This window comes from Micromonospora sp. BRA006-A (genome assembly GCF_033433935.1).
GTDB lineage: Bacteria > Actinomycetota > Actinomycetes > Mycobacteriales > Micromonosporaceae > Micromonospora > Micromonospora aurantiaca.
The window spans coordinates 6,655,373-6,681,048 of the sequence record NZ_JANCLW010000001.1 but is presented as its reverse complement, the minus strand read 5'-3'; the positions used below and the strand labels follow the sequence as shown (position 1 = coordinate 6,681,048).

The following is a 25,676-nucleotide window of genomic DNA, read 5'->3' as shown; positions in this document are numbered from 1 at the left end:
ACCACCGCACGACGCCCGCCGGCTCCCCGAGGGGAACCGGCGGGCGTCGTCGTCACGGGGCGACGGTGCTGCCGTCCACTGTGGTCTTGCCGTTGTGCTGGGCGCTGCTGCCCAGCCGCGCCAGCAGGCCGGCCAGGTCGATGCCGGTCAGGTCGCTGCCGAGCTGGAGGCCCTGGGCGACGTTTCCGGCCACCGACTTGGTCAGCGACGACGCGCCGTCGGTGGAGATCACCGTCATCTTGTCGATCGCGCCGATCGGGGCGCTGGCCGCGCCGACGACCTCGGGCAGCACCTTGACCAGCAGGTCCAGCACGGCCGCCTCGCCGTACGCGGCGAACGCCTCGGCCTTGCGGGCCATCGCGTCGGCCTCGGCCTGCCCCTTGGCGAGGATGGCCGCGGCCTCGGCCTGGCCCTCCCGCTCGACCGCCTCGGCGATCGCGGAACGGCGACGCTGCTCGGCCTCACCCTCCTTGGCGCCCTCGATCGCGTTCGCCTCGGCCAGCGCGGCCCGGCGGGCCCGCTCGCCCTCACCGGTGAGGCGGGCCTGCTCGGCGGAGGCCTGCGCGGCAGCGATGGTGGCCTGCCGCTGCGCGTCGGCGTTGAGCACCGCCGCGTTGCGGTTCGCCTCGGCCTCCTGCTCCACCTTGTACCGGGCGGCGTCGGCCGGCTTGCGCACCTCGGTGTCGAGCTGGCGCTGCTTCAGTTCGGCGTTGCGCTCGGCCACCTTCTGCTGCTCGGAGAGGATCGCCTGGTCCCGCTCGGCCTGCGCGAGCGGCCCGGCCGCTGCCGACTTCGCCTTGGCCGCGTCGATCTCGGCCTGGATGCCGGCCTGCTTGAGCGCCAGGTTCCGGTTCGCCTCGGCGATCGCCTCCTCGGCGAGCAGCCGCTCCTGCTCGGCCTGCTGGCGGGCCCGCGCCTCGGCGATGGCCGCGTCCTTGAGCACCCGGGCCGCCTCCGGCCGCCCCAGGTCCTGGAGGTAGGAGCCCTCGGCCAGGATGTCCTGGAGCTGGAAGGTGTCCAGCACCAGGCCCTGGTTGGTCATCGAGTGCTCGGCCTCCTCGGCGACCGCGCTGGCGAACGCCGCCCGGTCCCGGATGATCTCCTCGACGGTGAGCCGCCCGACGATCGAGCGGAGCGCGCCGGCCAGCACCTCGCGGGTGAAGTTGTCGATCTCCTCCTGCTGGTTCAGGAAGCGCTGGGCGGCGGCGCGGATCGCGTCCTCGGTGCCGCCCACCTTGACGATCGCGACGCCGTGCAGCTCGGTGCGGATGCCCTGCTTGCTCACCGCGCCGCGGATGCTGACGTCGATCCGGCGGCTGGACAGGTCGAGCGACTGGAGCTTCTGCACCACCGGCAGCACGAACACCGAGGCGCCGAGCACGACCTTCTGCCCGGACATGTCGGTGGCCCGGCCCCCGTCGGCGGTCTGGGTGGTGCGGCCCTTGCGGCCGGTGACGATGAACGCCTGGTTCGGCCCGGCCACCTTGATCCGGGACAACACGAAGAGGACGAGGACGACGGCGAGGAGGACCGCGCCGCCGATGGCGACGAGCAGGGGCATGGGGGTTCCCGTCTGTGTGGTGGTGTCAGTAGGTCTCGACGTGCACGCTGGTCTCGCTCAGGGCTTCGACCACGAAGATCCGGGTGCCGACCGGCATCGGCCCGTCGGCGCGGGCGTTGAGCTTCACCGGCTGGCCGGCGAGGCGTACCCGCACCTCGCCGTAGCCGCCGCTGGGGATCGGCGTCACCACCAGCCCGATCGCGCCGGCCAGGTGGTCGCGGGTGGGTGTGGCGTCGGTGCGCATGTTGCGGGCCGCGCGGCTCAGCCGGGCCGCCAGCCACCCGGTGGGCACGGCGGCGAGCGCACCGCCGGCCACCGCCGCCGCGATCATTCCGGGGGTACGACCCCCGAGCAGCTCGTTGACGATCGCGCCGCCGAACCCGAACGCCCCGGTGAACCCGGCGGCCGCCTCCAGCGACACCGGCCCGTCGACGTCCGGCTGGCCGAGGTGGAGCACTCCCGAGCCGAGCAGGGCGAGCGTCAGCACGCCCACACCGACCCCGCCGATGATCAGGAAAATGAGCGTCCCGGTGGCCATGACCTGCACGGTATCGACGCCGTGCAACATCGACTTCGTTCAGCGGACGTTCAGCGGCGGGTCAGGGCCGGCCGGGGAGAATGTCGGCGGTCGCGCGACAATGGGTGACATGCGCTGGACCGTGCTCGACTCCCCGATCGGGGAGTTCTCCGTCGGCACCGACGACGACGCGGTGCGCGGCGCGCACTTCGGCCGGGTGGACGGGGCGGCCGACGAGCCCGGCGACGCGGTGGCCCGGCTGGCGGTGGCGGAGCTGCGGGCGTACTTCGCCGGCGAGCTGACCGAGTTCACCGTGCCGGTGTCGGCGCCCCGCGGCTCGGAGTTCGAGCGCGCGGTCTGGCGGGAGATGACCCGCATCCCCTACGGCGAGACGAAGACGTACGGCGAGGTGGCGAAGGCGGTCGGTGACCCCGGCGGCGCCCGGGCGGTCGGGGTGGCCTGCAACCGCAATCCGGTGCCGGTGATCGTGCCCTGTCACCGGATCGTCGGCGCGGGCGGCAAGCTGGTCGGCTTCGGCGGCGGGCTGCCTCGCAAGGTGACGCTGCTGGAGCTGGAGGCGTCGGTGGCGCTGCGACGCGCCTGGTCCTGACGTACGCGAAGAAGGAAGGCCGGGTCCGCGCGGACCCGGCCTTCCTTCCTGTGCGTGTCAGCGTGTCAGCGCTCGATCTCACCGGCGATGAACGCCTCGACGGCGGCGTGCGCGTCGTGGTCGGCGTACTGCTCCGGCGGGGACTTCATGAAGTACGAGGAGGCGGAGAGGATCGGGCCACCGATCTTCCGGTCCAGCGCGATCTTCGCGGCCCGGACGGCGTCGATGATGACACCGGCCGAGTTCGGCGAGTCCCACACCTCGAGCTTCAGCTCCGCGTTGAGCGGGGTGTCACCGAAGGAGCGGCCCTCCAGGCGGATGTACGCCCACTTGCGGTCGTCCAGCCACGGCACGTGGTCGGACGGGCCGATGTGCACGTCGCTCTTGCTCATCTCGTGCGGGATCTGCGAGGTCACCGACTGGGTCTTCGAGATCTTCTTCGAGACCAGGCGGTTGCGCTCCAGCATGTTCATGAAGTCCATGTTGCCGCCGAAGTTGAGCTGGTACGTGCGCAGCAGCTCGACCCCGCGGTCCTCGAAGAGCTTCGCCAGGGCGCGGTGCACGATGGTGGCACCGACCTGGCTCTTGATGTCGTCGCCGACGATCGGCAGGCCGGCGTCGGTGAACTTCTTCGCCCACTCCGGGTCGGAGGCGATGAAGACCGGCAGGGCGTTCACGAACGCGCAGCCGGCGTCGATCGCGGCCTGGGCGTAGAACTTGTCGGCCTCCTCGGAGCCCACCGGGAGGTAGGAGACGACCACGTCGACCTGGGCGTCGCGCAGCGCCTGCGCCACGTCGACCGGCTTGGCGTCCGACTCCTCGACGATCTCGCGGTAGTACTGGCCCAGACCGTCGAAGGTCGGGCCGCGCTGCACGGTGACGCCGGTCGGCGGCACGTCGCACAGCTTGATCGTGTTGTTCTCGCTGGCGACGATCGCCTCCGCGAGGTCCATGCCCACCTTCTTGGCGTCCACGTCGAACGCCGCGACGAACTTCACGTCGGAGACGTGGTAGTCGCCGAAGGTGACGTGCATGAGACCCGGGACGCGGTCGTTCGGGTCGGCGTTCCGGTAGTACTCCACGCCCTGTACGAGGGACGAGGCGCAGTTACCCACACCGACGATGGCGACGCGGACGGAGCCCATAGCGTCTGCCTCCTTCTTCTTCATCACGGCCGCTCTGTCCTGGACGTTCCAGGCGTGGGCGGGCTGTCGTTGTCTCCTCGGCCACCGGCCGTCCCGGGTCGCGGGTCGGCCGGGGCCCGGCCGGAGCGCTCGTTGGCGATGAGCTCCTCCAGCCAGCGGACCTCGCGCTCACAGGCGTCGAGCCCGTGGCGTTGCAGTTCCAGGGTGTACGCGTCGAGTCGCTCGGCTGCCCGGCCGAGCACGTCACGAAGACCTTCGCGACGTTCCTCGATCTTGCGGCGACGACCTTCCAGGATCCGGAGCCGGGTGGCCTGGTCGGTCCGGGCGAAGAACGCGAAGTGCACGCCGAAGCCCGTGTCGTCGTACGTCTCGGGTCCAGCCTGCGCTATGAGCTGGGCGAAGCGTTCCTTGCCCTCCGCGGTAATGGTGTAGACCACCCGACCGCGTCGGCTGGTCAGCGCGGGAACCTCCTCGGCGGTCGCGGGTGTCTCGGCGGCTTCGGCGATCCATCCCGCCGCCTGCAGCCGGCGCAGGGTCGGGTAGAGAGAGCCGTAGCTGATCGCCGCCCGGATGGCGCCGAGCTTGGCGGTCAGCTCCTTGCGCAGCTCGTAGCCGTGCATCGGCGCCTCCTGCAGGAGGCCGAGGATGGCGAGCTCGAGCACGGGCCATCCCTTCTTTTCCCCCTGCGCGGAGTGCTAACCACCGCGATGTATCGGACCGATACATCGCACGTTAGCGGAGAGGGGAGGGTGGGGCAAACCCCTGCTTACGCGACGCGATCATCACGGATCGTGACCGTGGTCGCCTGGGTTCGCCGGAGCGCGTACCCTTTCCCGCATGCGTACGCAGCGCCAGGTCGTCGACTACTCGCTTCAGAAGCGGGCTGTGCTGCGTGAACTGCTCGCCGGGCGGATCGGCACGTACGACGTCTGCGACGCCTCGCCGTACCTGAAGAACGCTGCTCGTTTCCACGGCGAGCCGACGGACCACCGCTGCCCGATCTGCCGCAGCGAGAACCTGATCCACGTCCACTACATTTACGGGGACGAACTCAAGCAGTCGGCCGGCCAGGCGCGTACCCGGGCCGAGTTGCCCGTCCTGGCCATGACGCTGCGTGAGTTCCAGGTGTTCGTGGTGGAGGTCTGCCCCGGCTGCGACTGGAACCATCTCGTCGAGCAGTTCCTGCTCGGCCGGGACGGTCTCGCGGGCGAGGCGGAGGACGCGGACGAGTCGGTCGCGGCCAACGGCTCCACCCCTCGGCGAAGGCGAGAGGCGCAACGGTGAACGCGGCTGTCCCGATCGCTGCCGGCCCATTCCCCGGGTGGCAGGGTCGACAGCCTTTAAGCGTAATTGGTCCGAATAGGTCGGATTTGACGGGCGCGCGCCGGTACCGCCGGCGGGTAACGTCCCGTGTTCCAGCTCACGGCAACCCGGTGGCGGCGCCCCCGCGCCCCACCGCGACCGGCAGGGTGTGAGGAATGAACTACGGCGATCCCAGTTCTTCGCGTGGGCGGGCCCAGATCCCGGGCCCGAACGGCGACCCCGGTTCCGGAGGGAGCCGGGGCGGGAACGGTTGGTCCGGCGCGCCGGACGGCGGCGCCTCGGCGCGCGCATCCGCGACACCGTACGGCGCGGGTGGCCGGGCCTCGGTCGGTGGCGCCGCTCCGGTGCCGCGCGGAGCGTCCGGCTCGGCCTCGGTCGGCCGGGCCGGTACGGGCGGACGCGCCTCGGTGCCCGTCTCGCCGGCACCCGGCGCCTCCGGGCGCGCTGGCGCCGGCCGGGCGTCGGTGCCGGTCTCCCCGGCCGCTCCGGCCGGGCGGGCCTCGGTGGGCGCGGCGAGCGTGGGCGCGGCGAGCGTCGGCGGGCGTGCGAGCGTGGGCGGACGCGCGAGCGTCGGCGCGGCAGCAGTCGGTGGCCGCGCCCGGGTACCAGGCGCCGCGGGCGGCGGCCCCGGTGGCCCCGGCGGTCCGCTCGGTCCCGGCCGGCGTGGCCGCGGTGAGGACCCGGCGCGCGCGAAGAAGCGCCGCCGGATCAACATCCTGATCGCCGGCTTCGCCGTGTTCATCATGCTCGCCGGCATCGGCGTGGTGAGCTTCACCTGGTACTCCACCAAGGTGGTGCTCCCGGAGGACACCATCCCGCCGCTGTCCACCACCATCTACGACTCGACTGGCACCGCGATCGCCCGGATCGGCGACCAGAACCGGCAGCTCGTCACCATCGACCAGATCCCGGAGCACGTCCAGCACGCGGTCGCCGCGGCGGAGGACCGGAACTTCTACAAGCACTCCGGCGTGGACTACAAGGGCATCGCCCGGGCCGCGTGGAACAACCTCACCGGCGGCGACAAGCAGGGCGCCTCGACCATCACCCAGCAGTACGCGCGCAACGCGTTCGAGAACCTGAACCAGGACACGTACGGCCGCAAGGTGAAGGAGGCGATCCTCGCCTCCAAGCTGAACGACAAGTACGACAAGCGCGTGATCATGCAGCACTACCTGAACGTCATCTACTTCGGCCGGGGCGCGTACGGCATCCAGGCGGCGGCGCGGACCTACTTCGGCAAGGACGTCAAGAGCCTGACCGTAGCCGAGGCCGCTGTGCTCGCCGCGCTGATCAAGCAGCCGGAGCCGAGCGCCACCCACCAGGGCTACGACCCGGCGATCAACCCGCAGGCCGCGCTGGACCGGTGGAACTACGTGATCAACGGCATGATCACGGAGAAGTGGCTCGATGCGCCCAACATGCCGGTGCACCCCACCGAGTACCCGAAGAACATCGCGAAGCCGTCGAAGAACAGCGGCGGCGGCTTCGGCATCGACACCCCGTACGGCAACATCGTCAACTACGTCTCGCAGGAACTGCGCGAGATGAAGCTCTGCACCGACAACGAGGCCGAGGCGACCGAGAAGACGCCGCTGTGCTCCAAGGCGCTGAGCCGGGGTGGTTACAAGATCACCACCACGATCAACCGGAAGATGCAGGAGGCGGCGCTCGCCGCGGCCCAGCGAGCCAAGAAGGGCTCCGAGCTCGCCGGCCAGCCGTCGAACCTGATGGCCGCCGTGGTGGCCATCGACCCGAAGACCGGCCGGGTGCTCGCCTACTACGGCGGCGACAACGGCACCGGCACCGACTACGCCGGGAAGAACGTCGACAACGGCGTGGTGAGCGGCGGTCACTCGCCGGGTTCGAGCTTCAAGATCTACACGCTCGCCGCGGCGCTCAAGGAAGGCATCTCGCTCAAGTCCCGGTGGAAGGGCACGGCGTTCACGCCGAAGGGCACCAAGTTCAAGGTCAGCAACGCCGGCGCGGACACGGTCAAGTGCGGTGACTCCTGCACGCTCGAACAGTCGACGCTGAAGTCGCTGAACGTGCCGTTCTACTACATCACCGAACAGATCGGGCCGGACAAGGTGCTCGACATGGCCAAGCAGGCTGGCGTCACCACCATGTGGCAGACCGACACCAACCCCGCCAAGGCGCACGACCTGACCAAGGCCGATCCGAAGGACCTGGCGCCGTCGCCGTTCTTCCACGTCCTCGGCTACGGCCAGTACCCGATCACGGTGCTCGACCACGCCAACGGCGTGGCCACCTTCGCCAACCAGGGCGTCTACAACAAGGCGCACTTCATCCGCAAGGTGGAGAAGCAGAACCCGGACACCGGCACGTGGGACATGCTCGGGGGCGAGAAACTCGCCCCCAAGCCGCGGATCGACAAGGACATCGTCGCCGACGTCACCTCCGTGCTGAAGCAGTACCCGGGCCAGATCAACAAGAAGCTCGAGGACGGCCGTCAGGTCGCCGAGAAGACCGGCACCTGGGAACTCAACGACAAGACGACCGCCAACGGTGACGCCTGGATGATCGGCTACACGCCACAGCTCGCCACCGCCGTCTGGGTCGGAAACGTCAAGGACCGCAAGGCGATCAAGTACAAGGACGGCCGGGACATCAGTGGCGCCCGGATGCCGGGTGACATCTTCCAGCGCTTCATGAACGACGCGCTCAAGGGCAAGGACAAGGAAGAGTTCCCGCCCGCGGCGAACATCGGCAAGGACGACACCGGCAACGGCGAGGCGCCGCCGCCGGCGAACGAGCCCGGCCAGCCGGGCGGCCCGAACTGCGACCCGCTCGGCCTGTTCTGCCCCGGAGGCACCCCCGGCGGCGGCAACCCCGGCGGTGGTGACCAGGGCGGCAACAACCCCGGCGGGGGCGGACTCCCCGGCGGCGGCGGACGTCCCGGTGGGGGCGGTGGCGGCGGTGGGCTGCTACCGAGCACACCACCGACACGACAGAACTGACGCGTACCACCCGACGGCGGCGGCCGGACCCGAGGTCCGGCCGCCGCCGCGTTTCGCGTACCGGAATTTCTCCGCGCGCGACGGGACGGCGACCCCCGGTGTACGGCAGGATGCCTCTCCATGAGCACCCAGTCGCCCGCAGGCATCGATGAGCCCGGCGCGTCCGAGGCGGCGCCACGACCCGCCGAGACGGTGGACCATCCCTCCCGCTCGGACTGGTTCGTCCGCGGCGCCTCCGGTCTGATCGGCGGGCCGCTAGGCGACCACGCCGCCGCCCTCGACCGGCCCGCCGGCCGGGAGAGCCGGTTCTGGACCGCCGGCCGGATCGTGCTGGCCCTGGTGTGCCTGACGCTGGCCCTGCACTGGGTGCAGAAGTCGCCCTGCCAGGACGGCGCCTGGCAGAACAACGTCCAGTACACCCGGATGTGCTACACCGACGTGCTGGCGCTCTACTACGCCGAAGGGCTCAACGAGGGCAAGGTCCCCTACGCCGACCACCCGGTGGAGTACCCGGTGCTGACCGGCTACTTCATGGGCGCGCTCGGCCTGCCGGTGCACGCCCTCGGCGCCGACAACCCCGCCATCAACCAGGGCCAGTGGTTCTACAACCTGAACGCGCTGGTGCTCGGCGCGCTCGCGGTCGCCACCGTCGCCGTGATCCTCAGCCTGCGCCGACGACGACCCTGGGACGCCGCGTTGTTCGCGCTGTCCCCGGCGCTGGTGCTCACCGCCACCGTCAACTGGGATCTGCTCGCCATCGGCCTGGCCGCGTTCGGTCTGCTGGCCTGGGCTCGCGCCCGGCCCGGCCGGTACGCGCTGCTGCTGCCCGGAGTGGCCGGCGTCCTCATCGGCCTGGGCGGTGCGGCCAAGATGTGGCCGCTGTTCCTGCTCGGGCCGATCCTGGTCCTCGCGCTGCGCGCCGGAAAGATGCCGGCCGGGCTCGTCGCCACGGCGACCGCGCTGGTGACGCTCGTGGCGGTGAACCTGCCGGTGGCGATCCCGTACCGGGAGAACTGGGAACGCTTCTTCGACCTGAACACCACACGCCCCATCGACTGGGGCACGCTCTGGTACATCGGCCGCTACCTGGACGGCCGGATCAGCCCGTCCTCACCCGGACAGCTCGGGCCCTTCGAGTGGCTCAACGCGAACATCCCCACCCTCAACTGGCTGTCGTACCTGCTGTTCGGCCTGGCCTGCCTCGGCGTCGCCGGGCTGGCGCTGCTCGCGCCGCGCCGCCCCCGGCTGGCCCAGCTCGCCTTCCTGGTGGTCGCCGCGTTCCTCATCTTCAGCAAGGTCTGGTCCCAGCAGTTCGTGCTCTGGCTGCTGCCGCTCGCGGTGCTCGCCCGGCCGCGCTGGGGCGCGTTCCTGGCCTGGCAGGTCGCCGAGGTCGGTTACTTCGCCGCGTTCTACGGCGAACTGCTCGGGACTGCCATGTCCCGGCCGGTCTTCCCCGAGGGCGTCTTCGTGCTCGCGTCGAGCCTGCGCCTGATCACCGTCGCGGTGCTCTGCGGGTTCGTGATCCGGGACATCATGCGGCCCGAACTGGACGTGGTCCGGCACACCTACGCCGACGACCCGGACGGCGGGGTGCTCGACGGCGCGCTTGATGCGCCCTGGCATCAGCGCTGGCGGGCGCGCGCAGTCGAACGGCCCGCCGAACCCGTTCCGGTGTGACCGAGACGGTCGTGTTCCGGTCTACAGCCGGAACACGACCGCCTCGCCGACCTGCTCCCGGGTCACGCCCGGCGTGTCGACCGGCCGGTCGAGCATCCCCTCCCACGGGGTGCCCGCCAGCTCGTCGCGCAACACCACCACGTTCTTCACGCCGATCTGCCGCAGATAGTCGACGCTCGCGTAGTCCGGGAAGCTGACAGTCGCCTCGCGGATCTGAGCCTGCGAGCGCGGCGTGAAACCGCTGCCGCCGTTGACCATCGGCTGGAACCGGTCGGTGGACCAGAGCATCACCGGCTGGTCCAGGTTCTGGCTGCTCGGCAGCACCAGCATCGGGCCGTCGACGGTCCGCATCGCCGCCGGCTGCCGCGGCACCACCGGCTGCGGCGTCGCGTTCAGCCCCTCCACGATCACCAGCGCCAACGGCAGCAGCGTGGCCAGGCGCAGCCACGGACCCGGCCACGGCGGCACCCGCTCGGCGGCCAGTTCGCGTACCCGCATGCAGAACGCGGTGACCGCGCCTGCCGCGAGCAGACCCAGCAGCAGCGTGGCCCAGAGCATCATCCGGCCCGGCGTGCGCAGCCCGCTCCAGCCCGGCAGGTAGTCGAACAACGGCACGTAGGTGAACCGGCCGCCGAAGAACCGGGTGCCCATCGCCAGCGCCATCGTCACGAGCACGCCGGCCAGCAGGAAGATCCGGTGCCGGACCCGCCAGACCGAGAAGAACAGGCCACCGGCGGCGAGCGCGTAGAGCACGAAACCCGGCAGCAGCGTCATCTCCGGATGCCAGGGCAGCACGGCCCGGGCGCCCTCGTGCAGCCCGCCCCAGACCCGCGACTCGGCCGGCGCGGTGAAGAACCCGCTCGCCGGCGGCGAGTAGAGCGCGATGTCACCGAGCGTCCGCTCCGCGTTCGGGTGCAGCTCGGCGACCTTGAAGTACGGCACCGCCAGCGCCGCGCCCACCGCGGCGAAGACCAGCCCGCCGAACACGTCGGCCAGGAACAGCCGCCGGCCGAACGGACGCCGCACCCGGCGCCGCCGCACGAACCACAGCACCACCGCCACCAGAACGGTCCCGGCCAGCATGTACGCGAACGGCAGCCCGATGCCGAACCCCAGGCTGAGCTGCCACGCGGCCACCAGCCACCCGGCGAACGCCCAGCCCGCGTGCCGGCGACGCGGCCGGTAGCCGTACCGCAGCGACCAGCCGTGCCCCCGGGCCAGCATGGCCAGCGCCAGCGGGATGCCGCCGTTGGAGAGGATGTGCAGGTGCCCCGCCTGGGCCAGCAGCCACGGCGCGTAGGCGAAGCTCGCCCCGGCCACCGCGCCGCCGATGCGGCCCGCGCCGAGCTGCCGGGCCAGCACGTACGCGCCGAACGCGGCGAGCGCGTGCGCCAGCACGAACATGATGTTGTAGCGCAGCACGGCGTGCTCCGGGCCGACCCCGATCAGGCCGGCCGGGGCGTACCCGAGGAGCGTGTCGGAGAACGCGAAGCTCCAGTTCTCCGGATAGAACGTGTTCGCGTGCCACAGCATCGCCGGGTCGGTGCGCAGGATGTGCCCGGACCACGCCATCTGCCACGCCTGCAGGCTCGGATCCCAGTAGTCCTGCGGCAGCGTGTGCCGCGGATAGCGCAACGTGGGCCAGGTCATCGCCGCGGCCAGCGCCAGCGCGGCGACGGCGGCGAGCGTCCACTCGTGCACCAGGAACCGGCCGACCGCGCGGATCGCCCGGCGGGGCCGGCCGAGCACCGGCTCCGGCGCGGGTCCGAACGCGGACCAGGGATCGGCGGGCTTGTCGCCGGCCGTACCCGTGGTGCCCTTGTCCCCGCTCTCGGCCTTCTCGGCGGCGGCGGCATCTCCGGCGGCGGCGTCGCCGTCCTTGCCGTCCTCGGCGTCGCCCGTGTCGGCGTCGCCCTGGTCCCGGGCCTCGGTCTTCTCCCCGCCGGTGGCCTCCCCGCCGGTGGCCTCGTCCGCGGTGCCGTCGCCGGGTCCGGCGTCCGCCGCCTCGGCGCCGCCGCCTGCCTTGCCGGACTGCTCGGTCGTCACGCCGCCGCGCCCAGCTGCCCGCGCAGGAACGCGATGTCGGCGGCCTGGCCCTCGACGCCGCCGGGGGTCTCCACGATCACCGGCGCGCCGGCCGCGCGGATCAGCGCCACCAGCAGTTCCGGGTCGATGGTGCCGCCGGTGAGGTTGTCGTGCCGGTCCTGGCCGGAGTTGAACGCGCCCTTGGAGTTGTTCGCGTGGATCAGGTCGATCCGGCCCGTGATCGCCTTCACCCGGTCGACCAGGCCCAGCAGTTCCTCGCCGCCCGCGTACGCGTGGCAGGTGTCCAGGCAGAAACCGACCTCGTGGTCGCCGAGCGCGTCCCAGAGCCGGGCCAGCGAGTCGAGGTGCCGGGCACAGGCGTTGTCACCGCCGGCGGTGTTCTCGATCAGCACCGGCAGCGGGAAGCCGCCGGAGTCCGCCGCGTACGCGAAGGTCTTGCGCCAGTTGTCGAAGCCGACGGCGACGTCGTGGCCCGCGTTGACGTGGCCGCCGTGCACGATCAGGCCCTTGGCCCCGACGTCCGCCGCGGCGGTCGCGTGGGCGAGCAGCAGTTTGCGGCTGGGGATGCGGATCCGGTTGTTGAGCGTGGCCACGTTGATCACGTACGGCGCGTGCACGTAGAGGTCGACGTCGGCGGAGCGCAGGCGTTCGGCGTCCTCGCGCGGCTTCGGGGCCTTCCAGCCCTGCGGGTCGGCCAGGAAGAACTGGACCGCCTCGGCCTGCCGGGCGGCCGCCTCGGCCAGCGGGTCGGTCGGGTCGACGTGGGCTCCGATTCGCATGCAGGGCAGCCTACGTCGCGCCTGCGACGGTCGGCGCGCTCGCGGGAGGCGCCCGGCGGGTCGGACGCGTCACCACCCGGCCCGGCGGTCGTTGTCCGAGGTGGGATCGATGGTCGACGCTCCGCCCGCACGTGGTCCACAGCACGGACGGGCGAGGGTGGACCCCCGGCAACGGGACGCCCCGCCGTGCGGCCCGGCACGACGGGGCGGGATCCGCTCGTCATCCCGGTACGGGTGGTCGGCAGTAGGAGCAATTCCTCCATTTACCCCAAGCGGTGACGAGAGCCATTGTATGGTCATAGCAGGTGACAACACGATAAAGCTCCGCGGGGCGTCTTCGATCCAACCTCATCGGTGTGGTCGTTCCTCCCCAGGTCCCACCCAAGGAATGCGGACGGGACGCCCCGCGGTCCCGTGGACAGGGGTCCACCCGCCGGTTCGCCGGGGGTGGGCCCCTGTCGCCGCACCCGGCACCGGGACCACCGGCCCGGCCATGATCGTCCGGACCGGCTATCCTGGTCCGGTTGTCCGTGTGTCCGGCCGGGTTCCCCCGGCATCGGCGCGGGCAACGACGCACGACCTCCTGCCACGGAAGGACCGTGGCCGCTTAGCCCACAGGAGGTGAGAACGTCTTGCGTCATTACGAAGTCATGGTGATCCTCGACCCCAGCCTCGAGGAGCGCACCGTCGCCCCGTCGCTCGACACGTACCTGAACGTGATCCGGACCGCGGGTGGCTCGGTGGAGAAGACCGACGTGTGGGGCCGTCGGCGCCTCGCGTACGAGATCAACAAGAAGGCCGAGGGCATCTACGCCGTCATCGACCTCCAGGCGACGCCGGAGGCCGTTGGCGAGCTGGACCGTCAGCTCCGACTCAACGAGTCGGTGCTGCGCACCAAGGTCATCCGCCCGGAGATGCGCTGAGCATCCAGACCCGGCACGTCCGGATCACAAGCCTCATCCACGCTGTCGTACGGCTCTGAGAGCCTGTACGGCACAGAGATGAGTGCGCGAGGAGATGGTCATGGCAGGAGACACCACCATCACGGTCATCGGCAACCTGACCGATGACCCCGAGTTGCGATTCACCCCCTCCGGCGCGGCGGTCGCCAAGTTCCGGGTCGCTTCGACGCCCCGTTTCATGGACAAGGCCTCCGGCGAGTGGAAGGACGGCGAGCCGCTGTTCCTCTCGTGCACGGTCTGGCGCCAGGCCGCCGAGAACGTCGCCGAGTCGCTGCAGCGCGGCGCTCGCGTGATCGTGTCCGGCCGGCTGCGCCAGCGGTCGTACGAGACCCGTGAGGGTGAGAAGCGCACCGTCATCGAGCTGGAGGTCGACGAGATCGGCCCGTCGCTGCGCTACGCCACGGCGAAGGTGCAGAAGATGTCCCGCTCCGGTGGCGGTGGCGGCGGCTTCGGTGGTGGTGGCGGTCAGGGCGGCGGCGGAGGCAACTTCGACGACCCCTGGGCCTCTGCTGCCCCCGCCCCCTCCCGCGGTGGTTCGGGCGGCAACTTCGACGAGGAGCCTCCGTTCTAATGGCGCCGAGCGCCCGCGATCGCAAACCAGGAGCACGAGCAATGGCTAAGGCTGCGGCCCTTCGCAAGCCGAAGAAGAAGGTGAACCCGCTCGACAAGGACGGGATCACCTACATCGATTACAAGGACACCGCGCTGCTGCGCAAGTTCATCTCCGACCGCGGCAAGATCCGCGCTCGGCGGGTGACCGGCGTCACCTCGCAGCAGCAGCGGCAGATCGCCCGTGCGGTCAAGAACGCCCGCGAGATGGCGCTCCTGCCGTACACGGCCACGACCCGCTGAGAGGAGGCACGGACATGAAGATCATCCTGACTCAGGAGGTGTCCGGCCTCGGCTCTCCGGGCGACATCGTCGAGGTCAAGGACGGCTACGGCCGTAACTACCTGCTGCCGCAGGGCTTCGCGATCGCCTGGACCAAGGGCGCGGAGAAGCAGGTCACGGTCATCAAGCGGGCCCGCTCGGCCCGTGAGATCCGCGACCTCGGCCACGCCACCGAGGTCAAGACCCAGGTCGAGGGTCTCAAGGTCAACCTGAAGGCCCGCGCCGGCGACGGCGGGCGGCTCTTCGGCTCGGTCACCCCGGCCGAGATCGTCGACGCCGTCAAGGCGGCCGGCGGCCCGACCCTGGACCGCCGCCGGCTGGAGCTGCCCGGCCACATCAAGGCGCTCGGCTCCTACCCGGTCAGCATCCGGCTGCACCCCGAGGTGACCGCCAAGTTCGACCTTAACGTGGTCAAGGGCTGACACCCGAAGCACGACGCGAAGGGCCCGCACCGGCTGCCGGTGCGGGCCTTTCCGCATTCCCGCCGCCGGCCGGATTCGCTCGGCCGAATCCGCTCAACCGAGCGGCCGGCCCGTCACCGCGCTGATCACCACCGTGGACAGGCCGCCACCCACCACAGCGGCCGCCAGCGCCACAGTCGCCGACCGCCACGTCGTACCGACCTGCCGCAGCAGCACCGCCACCACCAGACTGCTCACCATCGCCAACCCGAACCGCGGCGCCGCCGACACCAACGACTCCAGCGCGTGCGCACGCGGCGAGTCACAACCCCCGCCGGTGATGTCCGTGACGCACCCCGCCGGCGGCTGACCACTGAGGAACAGCAGACCGATCACGAGCAGCACCGCCGGCACCAGATAACAGGCCGCCGTGTAGACCAGCGGCCGCAACGGACCACCCGGATCCGGGTCCAGCAGGTCGTCCTCCAGCCGACGACCCCACGAACCGCCACCGATCGTCTCCACCCGTCGCCGCAACGTCGACGCCGCCGGCTCCACCGGGCGACGGCGAGGCACGGTACGCGGACGCGGCGCCGAGTACGCCACCGCCGGCGAACGCGGAGCCGTCGACGGCGTCTCCATCCACCGCGGATCGTCACCCGAGAGCCTTGTACCCGACCAGAACGCCTCGGCCCGCGCCGGCGACGCCCAGCCCTCCCGCACCGGCGGCGCCGAACGATCCCACGGATCCGCCCCCGCATACCGGTCGTCCGTGTCCCGCACCGGCTCCAGGAAACCGGTGTCGGTGAACCGGTCCCACTCACCCGTGTGCTCCGTACGGTCCCACCCGCTCTCCGCCCGCTCCCAGCGGCTCGCGGGCACCGGCCGGTCCCAGGCGTGCACCCCCGACGCGTCCCACGGGTCGACAGCGGGCGGATCCACCGGATCACGCTCGGCGCCCCGGCGGCGCTGCCACGGATCCGCCGCCGGACGCGCCGACTCCGGCGGCGCCGCCCGTGACCAGGTCGGCTCCGGCTCGGACGCCGTCGCCCGCCCCCACGCCGGCTCCGGCTCCGCCGTCGGCGCCGACCGGCCCGCATCCGACGCCGCCGCCCACCCGGCATCCGTCGCCGAGCGCGACCACGCGCCGTCCGAGGCCGCCGGACGCGACCAGGTGGAGTCCGACCCCGCCGGCGGCGGCCAGGAGGAACCCGACGCCGACCGACGCCGCCGACCCGCCGGCCGTCCACCGTCCGGCCCGGCCGGCTCCTCGCCCGGACCCGCCGACTCCGGCAGCCCCGACCAGATCACCTGCGGCCGGCGCGTCGCCGCCCGGCGCGGACGACTCCGGGGCGCCGCACCCGACACCGGCTCGTCGTCCTCGTCCGCCCGCCGGTTACCCACGTACCCCCGCTCCTGCGGGGCGTCCATCGTCCACTCGGCGGTGTGGTCCGACAACGGACCCGCGCCGATCGCGCGCAGATCCCGCCGGCCGGTCTCCGCCCGCCGACCACCACCGGAGGACGGCGCCTCCACCTCGTCGTCGTCGGGCGCGGCATGCCGGCCACCGCCGTCCGCCCGGCTCACCCCGGACTCCAGCGCCCACCGCGGAAGGTACGTCTCCACCGGCTCGTCCTGGCCACGCTCGATCGCCCGCCGCCGGCTCGCCGTGCGGTAGCCCTCCGGCGCGTACGAGTCGACCCGGCGCGGCCCGGCGGGCTCGTCCCAGGAACCGCTCGGCCGTCGCTCGCGCGGGCTGTCCTCCCCGCTTCCCCAGTCCCGGTGTCTCACGGCCGGAGCGTGACCTCTCTCAACCCGAAAGTAAACCCGCTGTCCCAGGTGTCGCCGTTCGCAGCGATAGTACGGGACGAACGACGACAAAGCTTGGCCGGAAATCTTCCGTCCACAGGGTGGGGATAGGAAAAGCCCAGGTCAGAGGCGATAAGCCCGGAATTCCCCATCACTTTTCCACACCCCTGTGCACACCCTGCGCACATGCCTGTCCCCAGGCGTCCACAGGTTGTCCCGAGGCTCATCCACCGGCCTTGTTGAGCGGCTGACCTCGGGTTCCGTATCGTTGTCCCCCGACCGCCGGGCGATGACCCCCGATCGACCGGAGGGTCGGCGGAGAGTTGTCATACCCCGGCGATAGAGCTGGACTCGATCCGACGCAGCGAGGGGGGAACCCGTGTCGGTCACCGACGAGACGCGTGCGGAACGGACCGGGGGACAATCGCCCGAGCCGCCGCGCGAATCTGCGTTCGAAAAGACACCACCCCAGGACGTCGCCGCCGAGCAGTGCGTACTCGGCGGCATGCTGCTGTCCAAGGACGCCATCGCGGACGTCGTGGAGATCCTGAAGACGAACGACTTCTACCGCCCCGTCCACGCCACCATCTTCGACGCGATCCTGGACATCTACGGTCGCGGCGAACCCGCCGACCCGATCACCGTGGCGGCGGCGCTCGCCGACTCCGGCGACCTCGCCCGGATCGGCGGCGCCCCCTACCTGCACACGCTGATCGCCAGCGTGCCCACCGCCGCGAACGCCGCCTACTACGCCCGCATCGTCGGCGAACGAGCGGTGCTCCGCCGGCTGGTCGAGGCCGGCACCCGGATCGTGCAGCTCGGCTACGGCACCGGCCCGAGCGGCAGCCGCGACGTCGACGACATCGTCGACCTCGCCCAGCAGGCCGTCTACGAGATCACCGAGAAGCGTGTCAGCGAGGACTTCGCCGTCCTGGCCGACATGCTCCAGCCGACGCTCGACGAGATCGAGGCGGTCGGCGCCCAGGGCGGGGTGATGACCGGTGTGCCGACCGGGTTCACCGACCTCGACCGCCTGCTCAACGGCCTGCACGCCGGCCAGCTCATCATCGTGGCTGGCAGGCCTGGCTTGGGCAAATCGACCGCATCTATGGACTTTGCCCGAAATGCAGCGATTCGAGCCAATCAGGCGTCGGCGATCTTCTCGCTGGAAATGAGCAAGGTCGAGATCGTCATGCGACTCCTCTCGGCCGAGGCGCGCGTACCGCTGCACGTCCTGCGCAGCGGGCAGCTCTCCGACGACGACTGGACCAAGCTGGCCCGCTGCATGGGCGAGATCAGCGAGGCGCCGCTCTTCGTCGACGACACGCCGAGCATGAACCTCATGGAGATCCGGGCGAAGGCGCGGCGGCTCAAGCAGAAGCACGACCTGAAGCTGATCGTCGTCGACTATCTCCAGCTGATGACCTCGCCGAAGCGCACCGAGAGCCGGCAGCAGGAGGTCGCGGACCTGTCGCGTGGCCTGAAGCTGCTGGCCAAGGAGGTCGAGTGCCCGGTGATCGCGGTGAGTCAGCTGAACCGTGGCCCCGAGCAGCGCACCGACAAGCGACCGCAGCTTTCGGACCTGCGTGAGTCGGGCTGTCTGACGGCGGATACGAGACTCGTCAGAGCCGATGACAACTCGGAGATCACCCTGGGGGCGCTCCTTGCCGGGAATATCAGGGACATTCCAGTTTGGGCCCTCGACGAAGGTCTCCGCTACACCCCCCGGACGCTCACGCACGCCTTCCCCAGTGGGACGCGCGAAGTGTTCCGGATGACTCTTTCATCCGGGAAGCAGGTGGAGGCGACCGCCAACCACCCATTCCTCACGTTCGGCGGTTGGCTGCCGCTGGGAGAACTCACGGTGGGAACACGGCTTGCCGCACCTCGGCACATTCCGCCGCCGCTGAACATCAAGCCGTGGGCCGATCCGGAGGTGGTGATGCTGGCACACCTCCTCGGAGACGGCTCGTTCGTCCGCCGGCAGCCGATCCGCTACGCCAGTTGTGACGAGGCCAACCTGGCGGCCGTGACGGAGGCCGCCACGCACTTCGGGATCACGGCTGTGCGAGACGACTACCCTGCTGCCCGAGTGACCACGCTCCGGCTGCCGGCGCCATTCCGGCTCGCCCGCGGGCGACGGAATCCGATAGCCGAGTGGTTGGACGGGTTGGGGCTGTTCGGGCTGCGATCCCACGAGAAGTTCTTACCACCGGCGGTGTTCGGCCTGCCCAAGGAGCAAATCACGCTCTTCCTGCGACACATCTGGGCGACGGACGGGTCCGTAACCGTCAACAAGTCCGGTCGGGGCGGACGGATCTACTTCTCCTCGACATCACGGCGCATGCTGGAGGACATCTCACGCCTGCTGCTTCGCTACGGAATTTCGGCTCGGTTGCGACAGGTGCCGGTCGCTAGACACCGGCCGCAGTACACCCTGGACATTTCCGGTCGCGACGACCAGCTCCGCTTCCTCCGGGAGATCGGTGTGCACGGCGAGCGGGCCAACGGCTGCGCGGCGCTGCTTGTGACCCTCGAATCCGTCGTCAGCAATCCGAACGTGGACACCGTGCCCAAGGAGGTGTGGTCACGAGTTCGCGAAGTCTTGGCGGAGCGCAAGATGAGCCACCGCGAGTTCGCAGCGGCCGTCGGCACCCAGTTCTCCGGCAGCGCAATGTGGAAGCGTGCACCCAGCCGGTCACGACTCGTCAAGGTGGCTGCGGTGTTGGACTCTGCGGATCTTGATCTGCACGCGACGAACGATGTCTTCTGGGACGAGATCGTCTCGATCGAGTCGATGGGTGAGCAGGACGTCTACGACGCCACCGTGCTCGGCACACACAACTTCATCGCCAACGGCATCGCCGCGCACAACTCGATCGAGCAAGATGCGGACGTTGTCATCCTTTTGCACCGCGACGACTACTACGACAAGGAGTCGCCGCGAGCGGGCGAGGCGGACTTTATTGTTGCCAAGCACAGGAATGGGCCGACGGACACGGTCACTGTAGCGGCCCAACTGCACCTGTCGCGCTTCGTCGACATGGCGATCGTCTGAGCGGCGTCAGCCGAGCAGCGGGAACCAGCCGGCGGCCTCGCCCAGCTCCAGCCGGTCCCGGTCGGTGAGCGGCACCCGCCCGGAGGCCTTCAGCAGGTAGTCGTGGTCGTCCCAGCCGGCCGGCCGTACCGCGTCGTCGCTGAGCAGGCCGTCCATCGTGGTCACCGCGACCCGCGTCGGGTCCGTCGCCGGCCGCGGCGCGTCCGGCAGATCCACCACCAGGTCCAGGTGATGGATGACCGCCTCGGTGGTCAGGGTGGCGAGCAGATGGGGTACGCGCAGCACGTGACCCTGCGTGGTCACGTACCCGTCGGGGTCGGCTGCGGTGGCCGCGCGGACGGCGGCGGGCGCGGTGTCGGCCCAGAGCCGGACCACCCCGGTGGGCCGGTCGAAGGCGGCGGCGGAGCGGCGCGCCCACCAGGCGTGCCCGGCGCTCGCGTCGTCGTCGCCGGGGGTGAAGGCGCGCCAGTAGCTGACGTCGTCCACGTCGGCCGGTCCGGGTGCGGGGCTGGCCAGGGCGACGAGTGCGCGCTGGGCGTCGCAGAGCACGTGGAAGAGCAGGTCGGCGACGAGCCAGCCGCGGCAGCGGGTGGGCCGTTGCAGGCCGGCGTCGTCGAGCGGGGTGACGACGGCGGTGATGCCGTCGTACGCCTGGGCCAGCGCCTCGTGCTGCCGGATCGGGCTCATGCCGAGCAGCCTGCCACGGTGGGGCGGGCACGGCACGCCGACGAGCGCGCCGGGTCGATGCGGTGCACCGGCCCGGCGTGCGCGTGGTCGGCGGTCAGTCGAACAGTTCGCCGAGGAAGCCGTGCTTCTTCTTGCGCCGGTAGTGGCCGTGGTAGCCGTAGTGCTGCTGCTGACCGTGGCCGTACGCGGGCTGCGCGTAGCCGTGGCCGGGCGGCGGCGGAGGAGGGGGCGGGGGGACGGCGCCGTAGCCGGGCTGGTGCGGCGCGGCGGCGGGCGGGGGCGGCGGGGGCGGTGGGTAGCCGGCTCCGGAGGGCGCGGCCTGCCGGGCGCCGCCGTGCTGCTGGTTCCAGTTGGCCTCGGCATCGAACAGCTTTTCCAGCTCGCCGCGGTCGAGGAAGATGCCCCGGCATTCGCCGCACTGGTCGATGACTACTCCGCTGCGCTCGTACTGGCGCATTTCTCCGCGGCACTTGGGACAGGTCATCTGCATGACAACGACGGTACCGGGTGTTTTCACGCAGTGGCGGTCAGCGCCTGCGTGACCTCGTCGTCGGAGACCTCGTGGAAGTCCTCGTAGTACGCGCCGACGGCGGCGAAGTCGTGCGGGAGTTGGCAGGTCACGACCGTGTCGGCGTCGGCGGCGAGCATGTCGTACGCCTGCTCGGAGCCGACCGGGACGGCGACGAGGACGCGGACGGCGCCGAGGTGGCGGGCGACCTGGGCGGCGGCGCGGGCGGTGGCGCCGGTGGCGAGTCCGTCGTCGACGATGACGGCGGTGCGGCCGGTGAGGTCGAGCGGTGGGCGGCCGCTGCGGTAGCGCTGTTCGCGGCGTTCCAGTTCGGCCTGTTCGCGGCGGCGGACCTGGGCCCTGTCGTTCTCGCTGATCCGGTCGGCGACCATCTCGTTGAGGACCTGGACGCCGCCGGGGCCGAGTGCGCCGTACGCGACCTCGGGTGCCCAGGGCACGCCGAGCTTGCGGACGACGAGGACGTCCAGTGGTGCGCCGAGCTGGTCGGCGACCACCCGGGCGACGGGTACGCCGCCGCGGACCAGGCCGAGGACGATGACGTCGGGGTGGCCGGCGAGGTCGGTGAGTCGCTCGGCGAGTTCACGTCCCGCTTCGGCCCGGTCGCGGTAGGTGGTCATTCCTCAGGTGTACGCCTTCCGGCCGGATCGCGCGGGGCGGTTGCCGGGAATGCCGCCGGGTCGTCCGGTCGGGTGAGTGCCAGCGCGGGGGCGAGGACGAGCAGGGCAGCCGGGTAGAGCAGGTACCCGAAGCGGGTGGAGGGCATCAGCAGGATCGCGGCGAGCAGGCCGTACCCGCAGATGAGGGCGGTGGCGGCGGCGGTGCGGGGCGGGCGGCGCAGCAGCCGGACGGCGATGGCTCCGCCGGCGGCGACGAGCAGCGCGGCGGCGACGGCGCGGCCGGCCGGGAGTGTCTCGGCGATGAGGTGCCCGGGGAAGGGTGACTGGGCGGGGCTGGTGACGAGGCCGTGGCCGAGCGGGAAGCGCAGCACGTTCTCGACGAGGGCGTCGCGGTCGACGAGGAGTACCGGGACCAGCGCGAGGACGGGGAGGCCGATGGCGCCGAGGGCGGTGCGGAGCGCGGCCCGGCGGGTGGCGGCCCAGCAGATCAGCACGACGGCGACCGGCCAGGCGAAGAGTTTCAGGGCGCCGGCGGCGCCGACCGCGAGGCCGGCGCGGCCGGGTCGTCCGGCGGCGGCGAGCGCGAGGGCGAGGAGGCAGAGCGCGAGTACGGGGAGGTCGTCGCCACCGGTGGCGAGGGTGAGCGCGCAGACGGGCAGGACGGTGGCGGCCTGGACGGCGCGCAGGACGGCGGCGTCGCGGCGGGGCGCGGACGGGCCGCCGCTTGCGCGGAGTGTGGCGACGAGGGCGACGACTGTGAGTGCGGTGACCACGGCGAACCAGACGCGGGAGTCGGTCCACCAGGCGTCGACGGCGGCTCGGGGCAGCCCGAACAGTGCCATGCCGGGCTGGTAGGGGGTGTAGCCGAGGAGTTGTTCGCCGGGGGGCAGGGCGGCGATGGCGTCGGGCCCGAGGTAGGGGGTGCCGTGTTCGGCGAGGCGAGCGCCGGCGTGTTCGACGACGATCACCTCCTCCTGGGCGCGGTCGGTGCGTCCGCCGGCACGTTCGACGCTCTGCGTGACGACCGGCAGGAGCGCGGTGGCGGCCCAGGTGAGGCCGGCGACGGTCCAGCGTGCGGGCAGGCCGGCCAGGGGTGTGCCGGGGTCGCGGCGGCGGGCGAGCAGTTGGGTGGTCGCGGCGAGCGTGGCGAGGGCGTACCCGATGGCGGCGACGGCGCCCCAGGCGCGGTGCGGCGGCAGCGTGGAGGTGGCGGCGGTGATCGCGGCGAAGACGGTGGCGGCGGCGTAGAGGCCCAGGTCGAGGGCGAGGCCGCCGGCGGCGGTGTCGAGTGCCGACCAGCGGCGGGAGACGGGGGTTGCCGGGTCGGCGTGGGCGGTCACGCGGGCCAGTGTGGCAGACCGGCGGGGTGCCCCGGCCGGGTCAGGGTTGCCGGGCGTCGCTGGCGGCGGGGGGTGCCGGGCGGGTGCGGCCGGTACGGCGGCCGGGGAGGCGGATGACGGCGCCGGTGTCGTGCAGCGCGGGTGCGAGCGCGCCGGTCCGGCCGCCGTTGCCGCGTTGCAGGGCGGCGAGCAGCGCGGCGGCGGGCAGTGGCCGGGCGAACAGGTGGCCCTGCCCGGCGGCGCAGCCGAGTTCCCAGAGCGCGCGGCGTTGCGGTTCGCTCTCCACGCCTTCGGCGACGACGGTGAGGTCGAGGCTGCGGCCGAGGTCGAGGGTGGAGCGGATGACGGCGGCGGCTTCGGGCGCGGTCTCCATGGCGCCGACGAAGCTGCGGTCGATCTTGAGTTCGTGTACGGGGATGCGGGAGAGCAGGGAGAGCGACGAGTATCCGGTGCCGAAGTCGTCGAGCGCGAGCCGGACGCCGGAGTCGCGCAGCCGGCTGAGGACGCGGTCGACGACGTCGAGCTGGCTGAGGGTGAGCGTCTCGGTCAGTTCCAGGACGAGCCGGTCCGGCGGGAGGTCGTGGGCGCGTAGCCGGGCCAGTACGGCGCCGGGGAAGCGGGCGTCGAGCAGGCTGCGCGGGGACACGTTCACCGAGACGGGCAGGTCGAAGCCGGCGTCGCGCCAGGACCCGGCGGCGATGAGGGCCTGGTCGAGGATCGCCTCGGCGAAGGCGGGGAGCAGCCCGGAGCGTTCCACCGCTTCGAGGAAGCGCAGCGGGTCGATCAGCCCGTGGGTGGGGTGGTGCCAGCGGGCCAGGGCCTCGGCGCCGATCACCTCGCCGCTGCCGAGGTCGACGATGGGCTGGAAGTTGACGGTGAACTCGTGGTCGGCGACGGCGCGGGGCAGTTCGCCGCCGAGGGTGAGCCGGCTCAGGTCGGCGGTGTCGCGGGCCGGGGCGTAGGTGGCGACGCGTTGGCCGGCACGTTTGGCCTGGTACATGGCGACGTCGGCGCGGCGCAGCAGTTCGGCCATGCCGCCGGTGGCGGGGGCGACGGCGATGCCGCCGCTGGCTTCCACGCTGATCCGCATGCCGTCGAGGTCGAGCGGGTCGTGCAGCGCCGCGAGCAGGGCCTCGGCGCGGTGGGCGGCGACGGCGGGGGCGGGCAGGCCGCGCAGGAGTACGGCGAACTCGTCGCCGCCGAGCCGGGCGACCAGGTCGTCGGGGCGGGCCGCGCCGCGGAGGCGTTCGGCGACCTGGATCAGCACCTGGTCGCCGGCACCGTGCCCGAGGGTGTCGTTGACCTCCTTGAAGTGGTTGAGGTCGATCAGCACCAGGGCGGTGACGCCGTCGGCGTGCCGGCTGGTGAGCTGGGCGCTGCCCTCGTCGAGCAGGTGCCGCCGGTTGGACAGGCCGGTGAGGGCGTCGTGGGTGGCGGCGTAGGCGTGGTCCTCGGCGATGCGGGCGAGTTCGGCGTACGCCTGGGCGTTGCGGACCGCGGTGCAGAGGGCGGAGGCGAAGGTACGCAGGGTGTACTGCTCGCGTTCGGAGAGCTCGACCGGGCCGGCGAACCGCAGCCGCAGCACGCCGACGTCGACCGTCTTGTCGTGGCCTTCGAGGCGGTTGGTGAGGACCGAACCCTCGATCGCGCTCGGCTCGCCGGCCGGGCCGCGGTAGGTGATGGCTCCTCCGACGCCGCGCACCACCAGTGCTTCCTCGCGTAGTTCGATTTCGACCTCGTCGGCGGAGAACAGCTCGGTCGCTTGTGTGACGGCTGTGGTGAGTACTCGATTTAGATCGACTACATTCAATGCATCGGTCGTTCGGGCCAACCGTTGCCAGGCCTCCCGCTCGGCGCGATTACGAAGTCGGCTGGAGTAGGCGAGATGCAGGCTCAACACGAGCGGCGGCACGACGATCAGAAAGGTCGGGTCGATCCGGAGGATGAGCAGCGTGCACAGGATCACCGAGAAGCGGGCGAGCACGCTTGCCAGCCGCAGGTCCAGCTGCTCCCGGAAGCGCTTGCGGATCGGTGTGCCGGTCGCGAAGGCGAGGACCGGGAAGGTGAGCAGTTCGTCGAGGACGACGACGGTCACGTAGGCCAGCACCAGGGCGGGCAGTGAGCGGCCGATGGGTCCTGACCAGGGCCAGGACCAGCCGGCGGCGATGAGGACGACGCCTCCGGCTGCTGCCAGCGTCATCTCCTTGGCGACGCCGAAGGCCAGCTTGATCGGGGTGAGGCGACCGATCAGGCGGGTGATCGCGACACCCAGGCCGGTGGCGATGATGACCCATGGCACGGGTGCGACCGCAAGTCCGATCACGGAAGCCGCGTCCGTCCACGAGACGCCGTGAGTGGTGGCGCGAATGCGGATTCGCACATTCACCGTCGCGGCTACGGCTACGAGAAAAGTGATCGTGGCCGCCCGTGTGATGTTGTTCTGGGTCGCCAGGTCGTCGGCGGCGATCAGCCGGAAACTGACCAGCGCGGCCAGGCCGGCCACAAACACGACGAGACCGACAAGCAGCAAGAGCCGCCGATCGGTCCCATTGTCGCGTGCGTGGGCGCGAGTCACGTGGTCTGCCTCCACCGCGCTCGTTCGTAGCGGTGCGTGTGCTCGTACTGTACGGCCCGCTCAGGCGCCCCGGAAGTTCGCTTCACAGCCAGTCGTTGCCGCGCATGGCCTCGCCCTTCGTTCGACCCCCAGAACCGGCGATCACCGGCCCATCCGACGTCGAACATG

The 25,676-nt window shown here is 71.5% G+C and carries 21 protein-coding genes; 9 read left to right on the top strand and 12 right to left on the bottom strand.

The annotated features are described in order from the left end of the window. Positions 1–52: 52 nt before the first annotated feature. Together NMK34_RS30630 and NMK34_RS30625 are read right to left on the bottom strand one after the other, a co-directional pair. Positions 53–1,561, bottom strand: coding sequence for a flotillin family protein (locus tag NMK34_RS30630; protein WP_318336206.1), 1,509 nt, complete (start codon positions 1,559–1,561; stop codon positions 53–55). Between the two features lie 25 nt (positions 1,562–1,586). After that, positions 1,587–2,129 carry a hypothetical protein gene (locus NMK34_RS30625; protein ID WP_120572533.1) on the bottom strand — a complete coding sequence of 181 codons (543 nt, stop codon included), beginning with the start codon at positions 2,127–2,129 and terminating at the stop codon, positions 1,587–1,589. A gap of 79 nt (positions 2,130–2,208) precedes the next feature. Between NMK34_RS30625 and NMK34_RS30620 the strand changes: the two genes are divergently transcribed. Further along, positions 2,209–2,688, top strand: coding sequence for a methylated-DNA--[protein]-cysteine S-methyltransferase (locus tag NMK34_RS30620; protein WP_047892731.1), 480 nt, complete (start codon positions 2,209–2,211; stop codon positions 2,686–2,688). A 65-nt stretch (positions 2,689–2,753) separates the two neighbouring features. Here the strand turns inward: NMK34_RS30620 and NMK34_RS30615 are convergent, their stop codons facing one another. Both NMK34_RS30615 and NMK34_RS30610 read right to left on the bottom strand, forming a co-directional pair. After that, the gene (locus NMK34_RS30615) at positions 2,754–3,833 is read right to left on the bottom strand and encodes an inositol-3-phosphate synthase (protein WP_013289364.1); all 1,080 of its coding nucleotides are present in this window, start codon (positions 3,831–3,833) and stop codon (positions 2,754–2,756) included. Between the two features lie 23 nt (positions 3,834–3,856). After that, positions 3,857–4,495, bottom strand: coding sequence for a PadR family transcriptional regulator (locus NMK34_RS30610; protein ID WP_120572535.1), 639 nt, complete (start codon positions 4,493–4,495; stop codon positions 3,857–3,859). A 175-nt stretch (positions 4,496–4,670) separates the two neighbouring features. Between NMK34_RS30610 and NMK34_RS30605 the strand changes: the two genes are divergently transcribed. The 3 genes from NMK34_RS30605 (at position 4,671) to NMK34_RS30595 (ending at position 9,814) form a co-directional block, all read left to right on the top strand. After that, positions 4,671–5,117 carry a DUF5318 domain-containing protein gene (locus NMK34_RS30605; protein ID WP_013289362.1) on the top strand — a complete coding sequence of 149 codons (447 nt, stop codon included), beginning with the start codon at positions 4,671–4,673 and terminating at the stop codon, positions 5,115–5,117. Positions 5,118–5,311: 194 nt separating this feature from the next. Further along, entirely contained in the window at positions 5,312–8,137 is a 2,826-nt protein-coding gene (locus NMK34_RS30600) for a transglycosylase domain-containing protein (RefSeq protein ID WP_318336205.1), read from the top strand. Positions 8,138–8,257: 120 nt separating this feature from the next. Continuing rightward, positions 8,258–9,814 (top strand): glycosyltransferase family 87 protein, encoded by a 1,557-nt coding sequence (locus NMK34_RS30595; RefSeq protein WP_318336204.1) that lies wholly within the window; start codon positions 8,258–8,260, stop codon positions 9,812–9,814. A gap of 21 nt (positions 9,815–9,835) precedes the next feature. Here the strand turns inward: NMK34_RS30595 and NMK34_RS30590 are convergent, their stop codons facing one another. Both NMK34_RS30590 and NMK34_RS30585 read right to left on the bottom strand, forming a co-directional pair. Then, positions 9,836–11,860: a hypothetical protein gene (locus tag NMK34_RS30590; RefSeq protein ID WP_318336203.1), complete on the bottom strand. Its 2,025-nt coding sequence runs from the start codon at positions 11,858–11,860 to the stop codon at positions 9,836–9,838. Then, on the bottom strand, positions 11,857–12,639 hold the full coding sequence (locus NMK34_RS30585) for a deoxyribonuclease IV (RefSeq protein ID WP_262012929.1): 783 nt from the start codon (positions 12,637–12,639) through the stop codon (positions 11,857–11,859). Before NMK34_RS30585 ends, NMK34_RS30590 begins: the two co-directional genes overlap by 4 nt. Before the next feature lie 632 nt (positions 12,640–13,271). On the opposite strand from NMK34_RS30585, the gene rpsF reads away from it, so the two are divergent. The 4 genes from rpsF to rplI all read left to right on the top strand — a co-directional run bounded on the left by rpsF (position 13,272) and on the right by rplI (position 14,914). Beyond that, positions 13,272–13,562, top strand: coding sequence for a 30S ribosomal protein S6 (rpsF, locus tag NMK34_RS30580; protein WP_013289357.1), 291 nt, complete (start codon positions 13,272–13,274; stop codon positions 13,560–13,562). A gap of 82 nt (positions 13,563–13,644) precedes the next feature. Beyond that, a complete protein-coding gene (locus NMK34_RS30575; RefSeq protein ID WP_018788497.1) occupies positions 13,645–14,172 on the top strand; it encodes a single-stranded DNA-binding protein in 528 nt (175 codons plus the stop codon). Between the two features lie 41 nt (positions 14,173–14,213). Then, positions 14,214–14,453 carry a 30S ribosomal protein S18 gene (rpsR, locus tag NMK34_RS30570; RefSeq protein WP_013289355.1) on the top strand — a complete coding sequence of 80 codons (240 nt, stop codon included), beginning with the start codon at positions 14,214–14,216 and terminating at the stop codon, positions 14,451–14,453. A gap of 14 nt (positions 14,454–14,467) precedes the next feature. Next, positions 14,468–14,914 carry a 50S ribosomal protein L9 gene (gene rplI, locus NMK34_RS30565; protein ID WP_135242573.1) on the top strand — a complete coding sequence of 149 codons (447 nt, stop codon included), beginning with the start codon at positions 14,468–14,470 and terminating at the stop codon, positions 14,912–14,914. A 93-nt stretch (positions 14,915–15,007) separates the two neighbouring features. Here the strand turns inward: rplI and NMK34_RS30560 are convergent, their stop codons facing one another. After that, on the bottom strand, positions 15,008–16,684 hold the full coding sequence (locus NMK34_RS30560) for a hypothetical protein (protein ID WP_318336202.1): 1,677 nt from the start codon (positions 16,682–16,684) through the stop codon (positions 15,008–15,010). Positions 16,685–17,081: 397 nt separating this feature from the next. Here NMK34_RS30560 and NMK34_RS30555 point away from each other — a divergent pair, with 397 nt between their 5' ends. Next, positions 17,082–19,760 carry a replicative DNA helicase gene (locus NMK34_RS30555; protein WP_318336201.1) on the top strand — a complete coding sequence of 893 codons (2,679 nt, stop codon included), beginning with the start codon at positions 17,082–17,084 and terminating at the stop codon, positions 19,758–19,760. A 6-nt stretch (positions 19,761–19,766) separates the two neighbouring features. On the opposite strand, the gene NMK34_RS30550 is transcribed toward NMK34_RS30555, so the two are convergent. The 5 genes from NMK34_RS30550 to NMK34_RS30530 form a co-directional block, all read right to left on the bottom strand. After that, positions 19,767–20,447 carry a maleylpyruvate isomerase N-terminal domain-containing protein gene (locus NMK34_RS30550; RefSeq protein ID WP_318336200.1) on the bottom strand — a complete coding sequence of 227 codons (681 nt, stop codon included), beginning with the start codon at positions 20,445–20,447 and terminating at the stop codon, positions 19,767–19,769. 94 nt (positions 20,448–20,541) lie between these two features. Then, a complete protein-coding gene (locus tag NMK34_RS30545; protein ID WP_030499471.1) occupies positions 20,542–20,937 on the bottom strand; it encodes a zf-TFIIB domain-containing protein in 396 nt (131 codons plus the stop codon). 23 nt (positions 20,938–20,960) lie between these two features. Beyond that, a complete protein-coding gene (locus NMK34_RS30540; protein WP_318336199.1) occupies positions 20,961–21,593 on the bottom strand; it encodes a phosphoribosyltransferase in 633 nt (210 codons plus the stop codon). Continuing rightward, positions 21,590–22,933, bottom strand: coding sequence for a glycosyltransferase 87 family protein (locus tag NMK34_RS30535; protein ID WP_318336198.1), 1,344 nt, complete (start codon positions 22,931–22,933; stop codon positions 21,590–21,592). The genes NMK34_RS30540 and NMK34_RS30535 overlap by 4 nt, the downstream gene beginning before the upstream one ends. A 40-nt stretch (positions 22,934–22,973) precedes the next feature. After that, entirely contained in the window at positions 22,974–25,508 is a 2,535-nt protein-coding gene (locus NMK34_RS30530; protein WP_318336197.1) for a bifunctional diguanylate cyclase/phosphodiesterase, read from the bottom strand. Between the last annotated feature and the right edge of the window lie 168 nt (positions 25,509–25,676).